Annotated in this window: 20 protein-coding genes and 1 riboswitch; of the genes, 3 read left to right on the top strand and 17 right to left on the bottom strand. The window is 35.3% G+C overall.

Annotation, left to right across the window (positions count from 1 at the left end; translation table 11 throughout):
- Positions 1 to 36 precede the first annotated feature (36 nt).
- From NSQ74_RS12820 to comGA, 16 genes are all read right to left on the bottom strand, one after another.
- The gene (locus NSQ74_RS12820) at positions 37 to 960 is read right to left on the bottom strand and encodes a serine/threonine-protein kinase (protein WP_340823781.1); all 924 of its coding nucleotides are present in this window, start codon (positions 958 to 960) and stop codon (positions 37 to 39) included.
- Positions 961 to 1,250: 290 nt separating this feature from the next.
- The gene (locus NSQ74_RS12815) at positions 1,251 to 1,727 is read right to left on the bottom strand and encodes a hypothetical protein (RefSeq protein WP_340823780.1); all 477 of its coding nucleotides are present in this window, start codon (positions 1,725 to 1,727) and stop codon (positions 1,251 to 1,253) included.
- A 59-nt stretch (positions 1,728 to 1,786) separates the two neighbouring features.
- Positions 1,787 to 2,263 (bottom strand): hypothetical protein, encoded by a 477-nt coding sequence (locus tag NSQ74_RS12810; protein ID WP_340823779.1) that lies wholly within the window; start codon positions 2,261 to 2,263, stop codon positions 1,787 to 1,789.
- Positions 2,264 to 2,284: 21 nt separating this feature from the next.
- Positions 2,285 to 2,758: a hypothetical protein gene (locus tag NSQ74_RS12805; RefSeq protein WP_340823777.1), complete on the bottom strand. Its 474-nt coding sequence runs from the start codon at positions 2,756 to 2,758 to the stop codon at positions 2,285 to 2,287.
- Positions 2,755 to 3,588, bottom strand: coding sequence for a hypothetical protein (locus tag NSQ74_RS12800; protein WP_340823776.1), 834 nt, complete (start codon positions 3,586 to 3,588; stop codon positions 2,755 to 2,757). Before NSQ74_RS12800 ends, NSQ74_RS12805 begins: the two co-directional genes overlap by 4 nt.
- Positions 3,589 to 3,827: 239 nt before the next feature.
- Positions 3,828 to 5,291, bottom strand: coding sequence for an aminomethyl-transferring glycine dehydrogenase subunit GcvPB (gene gcvPB / locus NSQ74_RS12795; protein WP_340823774.1), 1,464 nt, complete (start codon positions 5,289 to 5,291; stop codon positions 3,828 to 3,830).
- A complete protein-coding gene (gene gcvPA, locus NSQ74_RS12790) occupies positions 5,284 to 6,630 on the bottom strand; it encodes an aminomethyl-transferring glycine dehydrogenase subunit GcvPA (protein WP_340823772.1) in 1,347 nt (448 codons plus the stop codon). Before gcvPA ends, gcvPB begins: the two co-directional genes overlap by 8 nt.
- A gap of 25 nt (positions 6,631 to 6,655) precedes the next feature.
- Positions 6,656 to 7,759, bottom strand: coding sequence for a glycine cleavage system aminomethyltransferase GcvT (gene gcvT, locus NSQ74_RS12785; protein WP_340823771.1), 1,104 nt, complete (start codon positions 7,757 to 7,759; stop codon positions 6,656 to 6,658).
- Between the two features lie 281 nt (positions 7,760 to 8,040).
- Positions 8,041 to 8,133: riboswitch (glycine riboswitch) on the bottom strand.
- 145 nt (positions 8,134 to 8,278) lie between these two features.
- The gene (locus NSQ74_RS12780; protein WP_340823770.1) at positions 8,279 to 8,794 is read right to left on the bottom strand and encodes a shikimate kinase; all 516 of its coding nucleotides are present in this window, start codon (positions 8,792 to 8,794) and stop codon (positions 8,279 to 8,281) included.
- Between the two features lie 16 nt (positions 8,795 to 8,810).
- On the bottom strand, positions 8,811 to 9,011 hold the full coding sequence (locus NSQ74_RS12775) for a hypothetical protein (RefSeq protein WP_340823769.1): 201 nt from the start codon (positions 9,009 to 9,011) through the stop codon (positions 8,811 to 8,813).
- A complete protein-coding gene (gene comGF, locus NSQ74_RS12770; protein WP_340823767.1) occupies positions 8,989 to 9,417 on the bottom strand; it encodes a competence type IV pilus minor pilin ComGF in 429 nt (142 codons plus the stop codon). The genes NSQ74_RS12775 and comGF overlap by 23 nt, the downstream gene beginning before the upstream one ends.
- Entirely contained in the window at positions 9,414 to 9,728 is a 315-nt protein-coding gene (locus NSQ74_RS12765; RefSeq protein WP_340823765.1) for a hypothetical protein, read from the bottom strand. The genes comGF and NSQ74_RS12765 overlap by 4 nt, the downstream gene beginning before the upstream one ends.
- Positions 9,725 to 10,165, bottom strand: coding sequence for a competence type IV pilus minor pilin ComGD (gene comGD / locus NSQ74_RS12760; RefSeq protein ID WP_340823763.1), 441 nt, complete (start codon positions 10,163 to 10,165; stop codon positions 9,725 to 9,727). The genes NSQ74_RS12765 and comGD overlap by 4 nt, the downstream gene beginning before the upstream one ends.
- Positions 10,162 to 10,503 (bottom strand): competence type IV pilus major pilin ComGC, encoded by a 342-nt coding sequence (comGC, locus tag NSQ74_RS12755; RefSeq protein ID WP_340823761.1) that lies wholly within the window; start codon positions 10,501 to 10,503, stop codon positions 10,162 to 10,164. Before comGC ends, comGD begins: the two co-directional genes overlap by 4 nt.
- A gap of 14 nt (positions 10,504 to 10,517) precedes the next feature.
- A complete protein-coding gene (comGB, locus tag NSQ74_RS12750; RefSeq protein ID WP_340823760.1) occupies positions 10,518 to 11,597 on the bottom strand; it encodes a competence type IV pilus assembly protein ComGB in 1,080 nt (359 codons plus the stop codon).
- Complete coding sequence (gene comGA / locus NSQ74_RS12745; RefSeq protein ID WP_340823758.1) at positions 11,572 to 12,594, bottom strand: competence type IV pilus ATPase ComGA; 1,023 nt, start codon at positions 12,592 to 12,594, stop codon at positions 11,572 to 11,574. Before comGA ends, comGB begins: the two co-directional genes overlap by 26 nt.
- Before the next feature lie 325 nt (positions 12,595 to 12,919).
- Between comGA and NSQ74_RS12740 the strand changes: the two genes are divergently transcribed.
- Positions 12,920 to 13,630, top strand: coding sequence for a helix-turn-helix transcriptional regulator (locus tag NSQ74_RS12740; RefSeq protein ID WP_340823757.1), 711 nt, complete (start codon positions 12,920 to 12,922; stop codon positions 13,628 to 13,630).
- Positions 13,631 to 13,748: 118 nt separating this feature from the next.
- Entirely contained in the window at positions 13,749 to 13,991 is a 243-nt protein-coding gene (locus NSQ74_RS12735) for a DUF2626 family protein (protein WP_004231035.1), read from the top strand.
- Between the two features lie 115 nt (positions 13,992 to 14,106).
- Here NSQ74_RS12735 and NSQ74_RS12730 read toward each other — a convergent pair whose 3' ends face one another.
- Complete coding sequence (locus tag NSQ74_RS12730) at positions 14,107 to 14,751, bottom strand: MBL fold metallo-hydrolase (RefSeq protein ID WP_340823756.1); 645 nt, start codon at positions 14,749 to 14,751, stop codon at positions 14,107 to 14,109.
- 168 nt (positions 14,752 to 14,919) lie between these two features.
- Here NSQ74_RS12730 and NSQ74_RS12725 point away from each other — a divergent pair, with 168 nt between their 5' ends.
- Positions 14,920 to 15,099 carry a DUF2759 domain-containing protein gene (locus NSQ74_RS12725; protein ID WP_172771999.1) on the top strand — a complete coding sequence of 60 codons (180 nt, stop codon included), beginning with the start codon at positions 14,920 to 14,922 and terminating at the stop codon, positions 15,097 to 15,099.
- The last annotated feature ends 95 nt before the right edge of the window (positions 15,100 to 15,194 follow it).

The following is a 15,194-nucleotide window of genomic DNA, read 5'->3' as shown; positions in this document are numbered from 1 at the left end:
AATGATAGTATCGGATTACACAACCTAATTTATTGGTTATTTTGTATTATTTACCTTAAAATAGTTCCTTATTCTATTGACAAAATCTTCAAATAGAATAATGCATTTCATAACTTTTAAAGAAGGGCATCTTTTTTTTGCCTGTAAAGCCATTCCCCACATGATTGTATGGGCTAAAAGCATAGTTACCCTTTTATTATATTTTCTTATATGATCAATATTATCCTCAATTAGCCTCTGTGAAATATCAGGTGGAACCATATTTGTTAATAAATAATAAAAAGTTGCGGCTAAACTATACATATCTGTATAGACCCCTTGTACAGAGACATTTGAATATTGCTCAAGAGGAGTGTACCCAGGGCTTATAAAAATTTGATATTCTTTGGCATTTTTATAAAAAATCGCAGATCCAAAGTCTAGTAAAAATGGATTACCCTCTAAATCGATCATAATATTACTCGGTTTAATGTCTCGATGTAGAATACCGTGTTTATGTAGATAACTTAAAGCATCAATTAACGGCAGAAAAATACTAGTGTATAATTGCTCCCTATTATTAAGTGAAATATCTTTTAAATAATGATCTAATAATTTGCCTTCATAATAATCCATTATGATATATAGCGTTCCATTCTCCTCAAAAAAGTCTATAAAATTGACAATATTTTGATGACTTATTTGCTTCATGATGATGGCTTCGTTTAGAAAAGTTGCTTTTAAATCCTCAAATTTTATTTTTGTAGATGGCAAACGATTTATCACTGCTCTATTATCTAAATCCCGTAACGCAAGTTCCTGTGGGAAAAACTCTTTAATCGTTACCTGCCTGCCTTCATTGAGTGTTTCCGCCAAATAAACAATAGATAATTTACTAGTAGCAATTACTTCTTTTGTTTTATATGTATCATGAAGAATACTATGTACAGGTAAGCTTACTTCACATTGAGCCACAGACATTCTCATTTTTCCTCCCTTTCATCAAATTTTGTTGCTCTTAAAATAATAATCATAAAGTAGAACGCTATCTCAATATGTAATTATTTTAACTAAAATACAAATTAAAGCAATTATATAAAAATACACCTTTTAATAAAAAAATTATTGGATATGAAACTTCCAACTCCATAACATGCCTTTTCTATCCATCAAAATAAAAAACGTCCGATAAGTAACGATCGGACGCTTTTAGTTCAGTTCATTATTTTTGCAATCGAATCTAATTTTCATTGTTTGCTTATCTATCCAAATTATTTTGCCCCAACTATAGCTTCTAATGCGGCTAATCCTTGGCTCAATAACTTAAAGTTTGGACGTTTCATATTGTTTGGCTCTTGTGCTACCATCGCCTGTAAATATCGTTTCAGCTCTTTTGTATAAGCCTTCGTAAATTCCATAAAATCAAATATATATTGCCATTCTTGTGCATCCGAAAACTTATCAAAATTTGTAATGACTATATTTTTCCCCTCTTTTTTATAAGTATAGACATTCGCATTACCAAAAGTATCAAGAACTCGCTCCTCACCCGTTTGATATAAATCAAGTAATAGGTGATTAAATTCAATCACTATTGTACTGTGCAACGTTGTGGAGAAGAGTAAAATTTCTTTATTATTTTCAAGTACAAATACTTCTAAATAGCTGTCGAGATAATAATCTGCATGGACGGTTTTATTTTGAAGAACCGATACATCATCTTCTTCTAGATCAAATCTAATTTTCATGTTTATAGTACCTCTCCAAATTATTTCTCTTATATCTAATTTTCATTATTCTCTCTATATTATTTCCTGTGGACAACCTCTTCTAAGTTCATTAATTTTTCCCTCAATAAGATAAAGTCTGGACGTTTTACAATATTCGCATCTTTTCCTATTAAATTTTGTAAATGTTGACGTAACCCTTTCGTATAAGCCTTCAAAAATGCTTTAAACTCAAATGTATATTGCCATTCTTCTGAATTAGAGAATACACTAAAATTTGTAATAAAGACATTATTTCCAGCTTTTTTAAAGGTATAGACGTTCGCATTTCCAAAAGTATCAAGAATGAGTTTCTTACCTGTTTGATATAACTCTAATAATTGTTGACTGAATGTAATAATAATTGTACTGTGTATTGTTGTGGAGAAGAGTAAAATTTCTTTATTATTTTCAAGTACAAATACTTCTAAATAGCTGTCGAGATAATAATCTGCATGGACGGTTTTATTTTGAAGAACCGATACATCATCTTCTTCTAGATCAAATCTTATTTTCATTTTAATAGTATCTCTCCAAAATTATTTCTCTTTTACAATTTTTTCTAAATCATTTAATCCTTGTCTAAGTAAAATAAAGTTTGGACGTTTCATAATGTTAGCTTCTTCCATTACCATCGCATGCAAATATCGTCGCAGCTCTTTTGTATAAGCCTTCGTAAATTCCATAAAATCAAATGAATATAGCCATTCTTCTGTATTAGAGAATTCATCAAAGTTTGTAATCAGAATATTACCTCCTTCTTTTTTAAATGTATAGATATTGGCATTACCAAAAGTCTCAAGAGTTTGCTCCTTGCCAGTTTGATGCAACTCTATTAATAGTTGATTGAAATCAATAACAATAGTACTGTGCATTGTTGTAAAGAAAAGTAATACTTCCTTATTTTTTTCGATAACAAATACTTCCAAATAGCTATCAAGGTAAAAATCAGCATGAACATTTTTATTTTTAAGCACAGATACATCATTTTCGATATCGAATCTTATTTTCATTTTAAGTCTCCTTTAGTTGATTTTCTTATTACTGATGTCCCACTTCTTGGATAAGATGTTTTAATAATATTATCCTTTGTAACAATTGTTGTCATCTCAGAAATGCCATACTTTTTCGGATGATACGTGTAAACTTTAGTACCATCATTACGAGTGCTTTTTAAAGTTCCTTTTTCTAATGATTCCATGATTAAATTTTTTATCTGTGCATCTCCGAGTGCTCTAGGAAATAATGTTGTACCTCTATTTGCAGTAGTGCCCGCAACATGTCTTTTGTAAATGTGCTCCCAACCTGTACCGCTATTTCCATCTAATAAAATCCCTTTGGCATTAAACTTTTGAATTTTACCTAGACCTGCAAAGGCATCAATTTCAGCGGATTTCCCTGATTTCTTCAATAGTGCGAATAATTTTCCTGATTTAACCACTTTCCCCGCTGGAAAGAGAGAAACTAAAGCTATCCCTTTTTCTGTAATACCAGCATTCGGGTTAAAAATCGTTCTTACATCATCCAGTACTAAAAAGTCTATACCTTCTTTAGCTGCATCTACTGCAAATTGACCAGCTCTTTTAAGCCATCTAACAGTAGATTTTGCCCAGTTCAAAGCTGTATCCACCCATGAGGTAGGTTTTGCAGAAGCACGAGCTACCAGGAGCATATTTCTTGCTTCACTGGAAATAGCAACGGTGTCACGCTGTGGCATGGCAAAATTTTTAATGCTTTTATCATTGTTTTGGTTTGATGTAGCAATTAATGGATTAGTGCTACTAAATCTTTTCACAGATACATGAGTAGAATGTTGCTGATTAAAGTTAGTATTAATTGACATATAGACCTCCCAATGAAAGTATTAAATTTTACGTATATTATACAATGGTGGTTTTTTCTATAAAATAATAAATTTTTTTCGAAATTTCACTACATCCGAGATATTTTTATCAAAATATTCTACTAGAATAAGTTTCATAGAAATAATATTTTTCTCTTTTTCTAGTAACTTCAATTTTCCTCAAACACAAAAAAATGCCCGATCAGTATAGTAAAATACTGGTCGGGCATTGTGTATTATTATGCTTTTTGATAGCGAAGCACTGGTGTACGTGCAGCGCGTGTTTCGTCAAGACGAGTTACGACTGTTGTATGTGGTGCTTCTTGTACGATAGATGGATTTTCTTCTGCTTCTTTCGCAATTTGAATCATAATATCGCAGAATGCATCTAATGTTTCTTTTGATTCTGTTTCTGTAGGCTCAATCATTAACGCCTCTTCCACGTTTAGCGGGAAGTACGTTGTTGGTGGATGGTAGCCAAAGTCTAACAGACGTTTTGCAATATCGAGTGTACGAACGCCAAGTTTCTTCTGACGACGACCAGATAGAACAAATTCATGCTTACAATGACGGTTATATGGTAAATCATAGAATGGCTCTAGACGACGCATCATATAGTTTGCGTTTAGTACTGCATATTCTGTTACAGCTTTTAAGCCATCTGGGCCCATTGTACGAATGTACGTATATGCACGTACGTTAATACCAAAGTTGCCATAGTAAGGTTTAACACGACCGATTGATTGTGGACGCTCGTAATCAAAGTGGTATGAACCATCTTCTGTTCTTACAAGTACTGGTTTTGGTAGGAACGGAATTAAATCAGCTTTTACGCCTACTGGACCGGAACCTGGACCACCGCCACCGTGTGGACCTGTAAACGTTTTGTGTAAGTTTAAGTGTACACAGTCAAAGCCCATATCGCCAGGACGTGCTTTACTCATAACCGCATTTAAGTTAGCGCCGTCATAGTATACTTTACCGCCAACTTCATGGATAAGCTCTGCCATTTCGATAATATTTTCTTCAAATAGACCAAGCGTATTTGGGTTTGTTAGCATTAATGCCGCTGTATCTGAACCTACTACTTTACGTAAATCTTCGATGTCTACTAAGCCATTTTCATCAGATTTTACTGTAATAGTTTCAAAGCCTGCAACTGTTGCTGATGCTGGATTTGTACCATGAGCTGAGTCAGGAACGATCACTTTATTACGATGTCCTTCTCCATTTGCTTCATGGAAAGCTCGAATCATCATTAATGCTGTCCATTCACCATGGGCACCTGCAGCTGGTTGTAATGTCACTTCATCCATACCTGTAATTTCTACTAATGATGTTTGTAGTTCATAAAGAAGCTCCATTGCACCTTGTACAGTTGATTCATCTTGTAATGGATGAACATTAGCAAAACCAGAAAAACGTGCAACTGACTCATTAATTTTCGGGTTGTACTTCATCGTACATGAGCCAAGTGGGTAGAATCCAGAGTCTACACCGTGGTTACGACGAGATAGCGCTGTATAATGACGCATAATATCAAGTTCCGAAACTTCTGGTAACTCAGCTGCTTCTTCACGAATACAGTTTGCAGGAAGTAAATCTGCAAGATCAACTTCTGGTACATCTAAAGCTTCTAAGCTATACCCTACGCGACCTTCTTTTGTAATTTCAAAAATGAGTGATTGATTTTCGTTATGCATTGAGAGCCCCCATTTCTGCAACAAGTGCATCAATTTCTTCCTTCGTGCGTAATTCTGTTACAGCGATTAGTACGTGTTGCTTAAGTGAATCGTAAGTTTGACCTAATGGATAACCACCGATAATGCCTTTTGCAAGTAAACCTTTATTGATTTCTTTCACGCATTTATTTGTTTTCACAACGATTTCGTTAAAGTGCGCACCTTGGAATGCAACAGTAAATCCTGCCGCTTCAAAGGCATTTTTTGCATAGCGTGTCTTCGCAATATTTTGCGTAGCCATTTCTCGAACGCCTTGCTTCCCTAAAGCTGTCATTGCAACAGAAGCTGCAAGTGCTAAAAGTGCTTGGTTTGAACAAATGTTAGATGTAGCTTTATCACGACGGATATGCTGCTCACGTGCTTGTAGCGTTAATACATAACCACGGCGACCTTCACCATCTACCGTTTCACCAACAAGACGGCCAGGAACTTTACGCATTAATTTTGTTGTTACCGCGAAGAAACCACAGTGTGGACCACCGAAGCTTTCAGCAATACCAAATACTTGTGCATCACCAACACAAATATCAGCACCAAGCTTACCTGGAGGTGTTAAAATACCAAGCGCTAGTGGGTTAGATGATACAACAAATAAACTTTTTGCATCATGTGCAATATCACCGATTACTTGTAAATCCTCTACTTGACCAAAGAAGTTTGGATATTGTGCAATAACAGCCGCTGTATTTTCATCAATCAGCTCGTTTAAAGCTTCTACATCTGTCACACCATCTTTATGAGGGATTGTTACGATGTCAATTGATTGACCGTATGCATATGTAGCAACGACATCACGATATTCAGGGTGAACCGTTTCAGATACTAAAATTTTCTTACGACGTGTATGTCCTGCAGCTAACATACCTGCTTCAGCAAGTGCCGTTCCACCATCATACATAGACGAGTTCGCAAGATCCATTCCTGTAAGCTCAGCAATCATCGTTTGGAATTCAAAAATTGCTTGTAATTCCCCTTGTGAGATTTCAGGTTGGTACGGTGTATAGGCAGTGTAAAACTCTGAACGAGAAATGACATGGTCTACGATAATTGGTTTATAGTGATTATAGACACCTGCGCCTAAGAAGGATACGTTCGCATTCGTATCATTGTTTTTTGCAGCAAGTGCAGATAACTCTTTTAAAAGTGCTGATTCTGATTTCGCTGCTTTAATATCATAAAGGCCTTTGAAACGTACTTTTTCTGGAATATCCTCGAATAGCTCATCGACTGATGACACACCAACTACGTCTAACATTTCTTTTTTATCTTGCTCCGTCATTGGTAAATAACGATGTTTCATAAATGTAGGTCCCTCTTTTCAAATTTTATTTTGAACGCTTGTAAAACGGTGTTTCAACTGTCACTACTTTTAATTGCTTACCACGAATTTCAATTTCCAATTCAGTTCCGATTGTTGCGAATTGGCTGTCAATTAATGCGTTACCAACATTACGTTTTGAAGAAGGAAGCTGTGTACCTGTTGTCACTTCACCAATTTCTTTACCATCTTTGAACACTTTGTAGCCATGTCGTGGAATCCCTTTATCGATCATTTCAATACCTACGATTTTACGCGCTAATCCATTTTCTTTTTGCTCTGCTAACACGCCATGACCAATGAAGTCTTCTTTATTTAATTTCACAGCAAAGCCAATGCCCGCTTCAAGTGGTGAAATTGTTGCTGAAAGTTCTTGCCCATAAAGAGGAAGTCCTGCTTCAAAGCGTAGTGTATCACGGCAACCCAAGCCAGCTGGCACAACGCCTTTGTCTTTTCCAGCTTCTAGGATGATATCCCATAATGCTTTAATGTCCGCTGGAGCCCCATATAATTCAAAACCATCTTCACCCGTATAACCACTGCGAGAAACTAATGCTTTATGCCCTGCAATTTCAACATCATCTTGGAAGCGGAAATATTTGATTGCAGTTAAATCCGTTGCTGTTAATGATTGAAGAAGTTCTTCAGCTAATGGTCCTTGTAGAGCGATCTGCGCATATGAATCAGATTGATTGTCAATTGTCACATCATATTGATGTTGATTTTCCATCATCCAGTCATAATCTTTTTCAATATTTGCCGCATTGACACATAGTAAATAATGATTGTCTGCTAGTTTATAAGTTAATAAATCATCGACAACGCCACCATCTTCATAGCACATCGCATTGTATTGCGCTTGACCTGTAGCAATTTTCGAAATGTCATTCGACAACAGATTTTGTAAAAAATCTAAAGCCTCAGGACCAGTTACTAAAATTTCACCCATATGTGACACATCAAATAAGCCTGCACGATTACGCACTGCATCATGTTCTTCTTTAATAGAAGTGAATTGTACTGGTAATTCCCATCCACCGAAGTCAATTGTTTTACCACCATACTTTGCATATTCGTCAAATAGAGGTGTACGTTTTAATTCATTCGTCATTACTATTGCCTCCTTATTGTTAGTATCATTTTTACTGGTAGTAGTTCGCCTGCTTTTTTCCACATCGTAAAGCGCATAAGTCTATGTACGTAGCAAGCATTAATACTGCCCGATTGTACTTTTGACAAATGTCTAGACATAAAAAAAGACAGACGAACCCCTTTTCGGGATTCTCTGTCCTTGCACCTGAAAGTTACACCAAACTAACTCGCATTACGAAAATGCCAGTTAGTAGGCTTTCCCCTTTGGTGGCTGTTGTATTACAGCACTCTCCAGAGTTGCGTCTTGTACGAGTCCTTTTACCTGAGAGATTCATAGCCCTTTGCTACTTGCTCCTTCGGTGGCGTCTACACGCGCTCTCCCCGTACAATCATCCGCCCAAGAATACTCTTGGTTCTATTTAGTATTCAATGTACAAAAAGTTACCTTATTAGTCTATATCCTAACATTGATTGTATTGAAAAGGCAAACATTTTTTAAATTAACTTAAAAGACGAATATTAAGTTCATTTAATATAACTATCGTTCGTTTTTCAATCTTTTTACTTGAAATACTAAATACTCGAGAATATGTCGAATTGTTCTACCTTCTGTAAGCACTTGAATATGTCCTGCTTCACGATAGAATTTTCTTCTGTAATGATACAGCTCCTCTAACTCTTCCTTTGTTGATCTTTGTACAATTGGTCTATTTGGATCATGCTGTATTCTTTTATAAATATCTTCGAATGTCGCATCTAAAAAGAATACAAGTCCACTGCGTCTCATAATTTTCCGGTTTTCCCCATTTACAGCTGCACCGCCACCTGTAGAGATAATACATGCCTCGTCGCGGAAATTTTTCAAAAATTCCGTTTCTATTTCTCGGAAACGAGCCTCTCCATATTTCTCAAAAATCTGTGGAATCGTCATCCCCTGCTGTCTGACAATTTCATGATCCATATCATAGTACGGTAACTTTAATAAATAGCTTAACCTTCTTCCTAACGCACTTTTCCCGCAGCCCATAAAGCCAACTAAATATATTTTTCGCATTCGAATCACCTTCTTACTACGATTCTACACTGTCTGACAAAATTTGTCCTAATAAATTTATCGTAGCTCGAACATTCATTTTTTCCAACCCATCATATGTTCGAAACTGAATCTCATAAGACATGCAATACGCAAGAACAAAAGTAGTTACAAAAAATAATAATGCAATTGCGATTAAAAATACAGTCCCTCTATCATTTTTCAAAAATTGGTACATAATAGGTCCGCTCCTTTTTTAAACCGCTTGGAAATTCGACAGCTATTGTGAGCTCATTATTGTTAAATTGGAACTGACATTTATTAATCCCGATGAGCATTGGGACATGGCCACCATTAACTTGATCTCGAATCATATTACGATAGCAATCAAAATGATGAAGTGTATTTAATGTTTTCAGCGTAAGTCTTTTTTGATCTCTTCTGATCGTTATTGGCGTTGTAGCATTTGTTAAATACGTATTCATTTCGAAAACAAATAACTCCCATTTTGTTTGTTCATCCGTCATCATAGTTGCTTTCATATTAGCAGCCCAAAGGATAATCAATATTAATACATGACAAACTAGCACAAATACGATTAATTGAAACAATGCTTCCAGTAATGTATAGCCTTTTTCATTCATCGAATTTCACCTGTTTGTTGGATACACTTTTGTCGTTGTTCTTTTGTGTTTTGAAACGTTACACATATCCCCTGTCCATCAAACAGCCAGTGATAGTTTACCTCATCAACTGTCCTTATCCCTTGGACTTGCTGTAAAAACAAATATTGCTTCAATCCTTCATAGGCTGTTTCAGCTGCAGCAACCTCTAGCCTTTTATTGTATAAATTTGTTTTCATTGTGTAACTAATAGGAATTAAAGTTGAACAGAGTATCATGATAATGAAAACCGATACGATTGTTTCGACAAATGAGTAGCCTGTTTCATTCATTCAACTCGTGCTCTCCCTCGCCCTAGAGTAATGACAACCTTTTTAGTCCCCTGGGGTGTTTTAAAATAAACTGTTCCTGGGGTCATGACATTCCCTTTAAAATTAAATCGTATCGTTTGGACGGTACTCCGATCAGACAATAATTCAACCCCCTTCGGAAAAGGGCGAATATAAATATTCGTATAAAAATCCTTTTTTATACTATAACGTTGTGATGAACTTTCAAATTTCATAAATATATAATCTTTATGCTGCATGCTATACGTTTGCAAATAGTGGAGATCTAATTGAATTTGGCTAAAAAAGCGTTCGATTTCTTTTGCTTCTGCTACTTTTAACGAAAATTGTGTCACAATAGCTATTAACGTCATCACAACAAACAACACAATTACTATTTCAATTAATGTATAGCCTCGCTCATTTTTTTGACAATTCATTGGCTATCAGCCTCTGATATGGGAGACTGTTTGGCTAACAAAACCTCTCCTTTATCCGTAATGATAATTTCTTCTTTATTTGGACAAGTCTTTCCCTGCTCTTTTAAATAACCTTTCGAAACTAAATCTTCTAAAGTAGGATACGCCATAAAATCTACTCGGTATGCCTCTACTTGTCCTTGCACCATAGCTATATAGGCAGCGCAGCCCTTTTCATCAATTGTTGCAAAATGTTTTGTTACATTTGGAATTGTTATTAGTATAAGGATTGAAATAATCAACAAAACGATTAACATTTCAATTAGTGTAAAGCCAGCTTCTTGTTTAAAAAGCTTCATTGAAGGTCCTCCTCCTATACTAGTTCTATCATGTGATATATCGGCAATAATAAACTTACATAGGCAGCAACTATACATAACGCAATAAAAACAAAAAAAGAAGGTTGTACAAAAGCAAGCATTCTCTGTAACAGGAATTCCTGCTTTTCTAACAATAGTTCACTATATAGTGTTAATTCTTTCCCTAAATAACCGCTTTGCTCACCATGTTCTACGAAAGTTGAAAAATCGTTTTGCCACGCTGTTATAAAAATGACAGCCTGTGTTAACGTATCACCATATGTAACTCTTTCCTTTATACGACTTGCCAAATATTGAACATATGGTTGAAATCGTTGCTCTTCTAAAATTTGCAGGCTAGCTTGTAGAGAAAAGCCACTTTGAAGCAAGCTACCCAAATATGCAGCAAATTGCCTTGTTATCGTTAACCGAAAATAACGATTAACAAAAGGTATTCTCAATATGACGTAGAGCCTACGGGCAATCGATTGCCTTAATAGCAACCGCTGAAAAACAATACTATTACATGTCATGACAATAACGATTATCACAAAAGCGTCGGGCACATGTAATAAAAGTTTTGATAGTGCAATACTTACCTCTTCCTCTGTTCCAATGGTACGGCTTTTAACCATTGTTTCTATGTTAGGAAAGAAAACTGTACGAAATACTAAAAACAGTAGAAGCAAAAACACAATGAGTACTACTGGATACAAAAGTAGCTTAATAAATTTTCTCTTTGTCTCTTGGCTCATAGTCATTTGCTTTGCAACAGCTTTTAATGCTTCAATCATATGTCCATTATTTTCAGCAATAGAAATGGCTATTAAATAATGCTTTGCTAGTTGTAATGTTTCAAATACACCTATAACTCCTTTACCTTGCCTAAGTGCTTCATCTACAAACTGTTGTACCTCCTCATGCTTGGCTACATGATGCGGCAATAGCATTGAAACTGCTTGTGAAAACAAATAGCCTTCCTGTATTAATACACTTAAGCGACTGATAAACTGAGCTTGTTCCTTTAGTCGCCATATTGTAGCTCTTTTGTAATCCAGTATAAGCCTATTAATAGACGCGCTGATTTTTGGCATAGTATTGCCTCTCAATTTCTTCTTTTTGTCCAGCAAGCGTTAGATCATAAGGCAATTCATAGTCAGCATTTTGCTTTAGCGCACCTATAGCCATATCAAGATGGTCCTCACTTAATATTTCAAACAATGCTCGCCGCTCCTCCTGCTGTTGTGGTATTTGAATAAGAACTTGAGCCACAATACCGATTACTGTTTGACGTAGCTCTTCTTCAGAAATACCTAAATCAATGAGGCGATAGAGACAGCTTACAGAATCTTTAGCATGAATAGTAGAAAGTACTAAATGACCGGTTAATGCCGCTTGAATTGCAATTTTAGCCGTTTCTTGATCGCGAATTTCACCGATCATAATAACATCTGGCGAATGTCGTAAAATCGCTTTTAAGCCTGTGGCATAGGTAATACCTGCTCGTTCATTTACTTGTATTTGTAAAAGATTGACCTGATTATTCTCCACTGGATCTTCTAATGAAATCACATGGCGATGAAGAACAGTAGTACAATGGTGAATTAAAGAGTACAGAGATGTAGTTTTACCAGAACCCGTTGCACCGCAAAATAATAAAATTCCTTGTTGATTTTCAACAAGCTTTGTTAACTTATGTGCTGCACATTCGGAATAACTTAAAGAAGTAAGTGGAAATGCGTGGTTTTGAAGTAGAAGCCGAATAATGAGGCTTTCTTTTAAATAAGCCGAAGGAAGTGTAGAAACTCGAAAAGCAAAATGGTTTTGCTCGACTATTTTTTGAAATGAGCCACTTTGAGGTTTACGACGCTCACTAATATCTAATGCTGCTAAATATTTATAATATGACACGATTCGCTCAGCAAGCTCGTTGGGGAGTTCCCCTGCCTGAAGCAACTTATCATATTTACGAAAATAGATGATATATCGATGTTCTTCCGGTATAAGTAATAAATCGGAAGCACCAAAATGATAGGCCTTTACTAAAAGATGCTCACTTTTTTGTTCTACAACAGATTCAAAAGTTTGCATAATAACACCTTCTTTCTAGTTCATTCGAATATGACCGCTCTATTCGTTATTTCCTAGTATAAGGATGTCTGCGTTACGAGAAAAGCCCTTTTTCTAAAATAAAATCTTAATTGCCATTTCACTATGAAATCTAGATTTTTCAAAAAAACTTGTGGATAACATACATTTTTTCACAAAATATGAACAAAAAACATGAAAAAGATAATAATTATGCCTAAAGAAACTGTAACTTTTCCAATAATACAATATAATAGAATCAACATGATTTTTTTCCTAGCTTTTGACCAACTACAATTTTCCAAAAAATTAAATTGAGGTGATGTAAATGATCCATCCATTAAAAATTACTAGTACATTAGCCGATGAAACAAGATACTCCATTTATGAGTATATTTTAAAAGAGAAAAAAACAGTAACGGTTCAAAATATTGCTGATAAATTTAGCATTCATCCTAACGTTGCGCGCCTTCACTTAACAAAGCTCTCTGAAATTAATATTATCTCGGCAGATTTCGCAAAAACTGGTAAAGGCGGAAGACCTGGTCGTGTTTATAAGGCTTCTGAAAAAGGAGTTTCACTAACCTTCCCAAGACGTGACGAAGAGCGCTTATTAAAATGGACAATTCAGCTAGTAGAAGAATTAGGGCCATCCGCGCTAACAAAATGTCAGGAAATTAGTTATCAAGATGGTTATCAGCAAATGAAAAATTATGTTAACGCAGAATTAAAACTAAATAATATGCTATCCTTTGAACAAAAGCTTCAGTTATTAACTGATAATGCCGCATTAATTGGCTATATTCCACAAATACAGCAGTCGGAAAAAGGTAAAAAAGTAATCTTCTCCATTTTTAATTGCCCGTTCCAAGAGCAGCTTAATACCCACTCTGATATTGTTTGTACATTACATGAATCTTATTTAAAAGGGCAATTAAACGCATTATTCTCCAATAATGAATTTGTTCAAATCGAAAGTATGGTACATAACTGCGATTTATGCAAATATGAAATTAACGTGACAGAAATCGATAGCTAAATCAAAAATCCATTTGTTTGTCACAAAGAAGCAGAAGTTCCAGTTTACAGACACCTTTCATATCATTTATAATGAGTAAGAGATTATTGTGTCGTGGGCAAAAGGAGGGGAAATCTTCATGGATAATATGTATAAAGTTATGGCATTCTGGACAGGTATTTTTGCAGTTATGTTCTACCTTGGTGGTATGAACGAGGTATCGCTATTATTCTTAGGTAATACAGGTTTATTCTTATTATTAGGCTTCTTAAACCTTTCAGAGCGTATGTACATGTACATTTTCGGAGCATATTTAACTGTATTCTTCGCTGGCTTCACGTACTATACAACATTCATACACGTACCTGGCGGCGGTCATTAATACAAAAAATCGCGTGTCTCAAAACAATTTTGAGACACGCTTTTTTTAATTCGTAAACATACTTCTGTCACTTTAACACTATTGTAAAACACTCATCATCTCATGTCGATAACAATTAAAATCCATTTAAAAATGGGTTTGTTTCCATTTCTGCACCAATTGTAGTGTAATTACCATGGCCTGGGTAAACAATAGTATCTTCAGGTAATGATAATAATTTATCATGAATGGATGTAAGTAATAGTTTTGTCGAACCTCCAAGCAAATCCGTACGCCCTACACCTTGCTCAAATAGTGTATCTCCAACAATAGCAAATCCATCTTGTTCAAAAATATAAGAAATACTCCCAGGTGAATGTCCAGGTGTAAATACTGCCTTAAAAACGAAATTACTTATTTCAAAAAGTTGTTCTTGTTTAATAATATGTTCTTCCATAGGAGCTGCAACTGTATAATCTGGTAGCGCCGCATATTTACTAGAGCCATTTTTCGCTGGATCACTTAGCCAGCTCACCTCTTTTTCGTGAATCCATAACGGAATATTAAAAGTCTCCCTTACTTCATCCACTGCACCGATATGATCAAAATGGGCATGTGTTAAAAAAATGCCTATTGGCTTCAGTCCATTACTGCGAATAGCTTTCATAATTTTTGCAGCTTCTTCTCCTGGATCAAAAATTAAACATTCTTTCTCTTTATTCGATACGATATAACAATTCGTTTGGACTGGTCCAAGGGAATAGCTTCGTACGTTCATCATACTTATCACCTCAACTTCATATTATACATTCTTTGCCACAATTTGACGATAAAAGTTCATACTTTGCTCTATAATAGTCCTCGACAAAAACAGGTAGAACGTTTACAATTAAGGAGGAATATTGTTTACGACATTCATTTTCTGATGTCGAAAGGAGTGTCTTTTTTAATGAACTTATTAATGGTTATTTTTGGTCTAGTAGCGATTTTTGCTGTCGTTGGTACATTCCAAGCAATTAAAGAAAAGAACTTACTAAGTATTGTTTTCAACTTAGCGAGTGCTGGAGTATTCGGCTGGTTCGTCATTATGACAATCATTCATAGCGGATATCCACCAACGTTACACTAAAATTTAGACAGAAAAAGAGCAGTCTCTATGTGAGACTGCTCTTTTTTTATGGCGTTAAGCGTTAACTGCATACGTTATAATGTTTAAAATTAGGA

This window comes from Lysinibacillus sp. FSL W8-0992, assembly GCF_038008685.1.
Classification (GTDB): Bacteria; Bacillota; Bacilli; order Bacillales_A; family Planococcaceae; genus Lysinibacillus.
The sequence above is the reverse complement of the archived record's forward strand: the minus strand, read 5'-3'. Positions and strand labels throughout refer to the sequence as shown.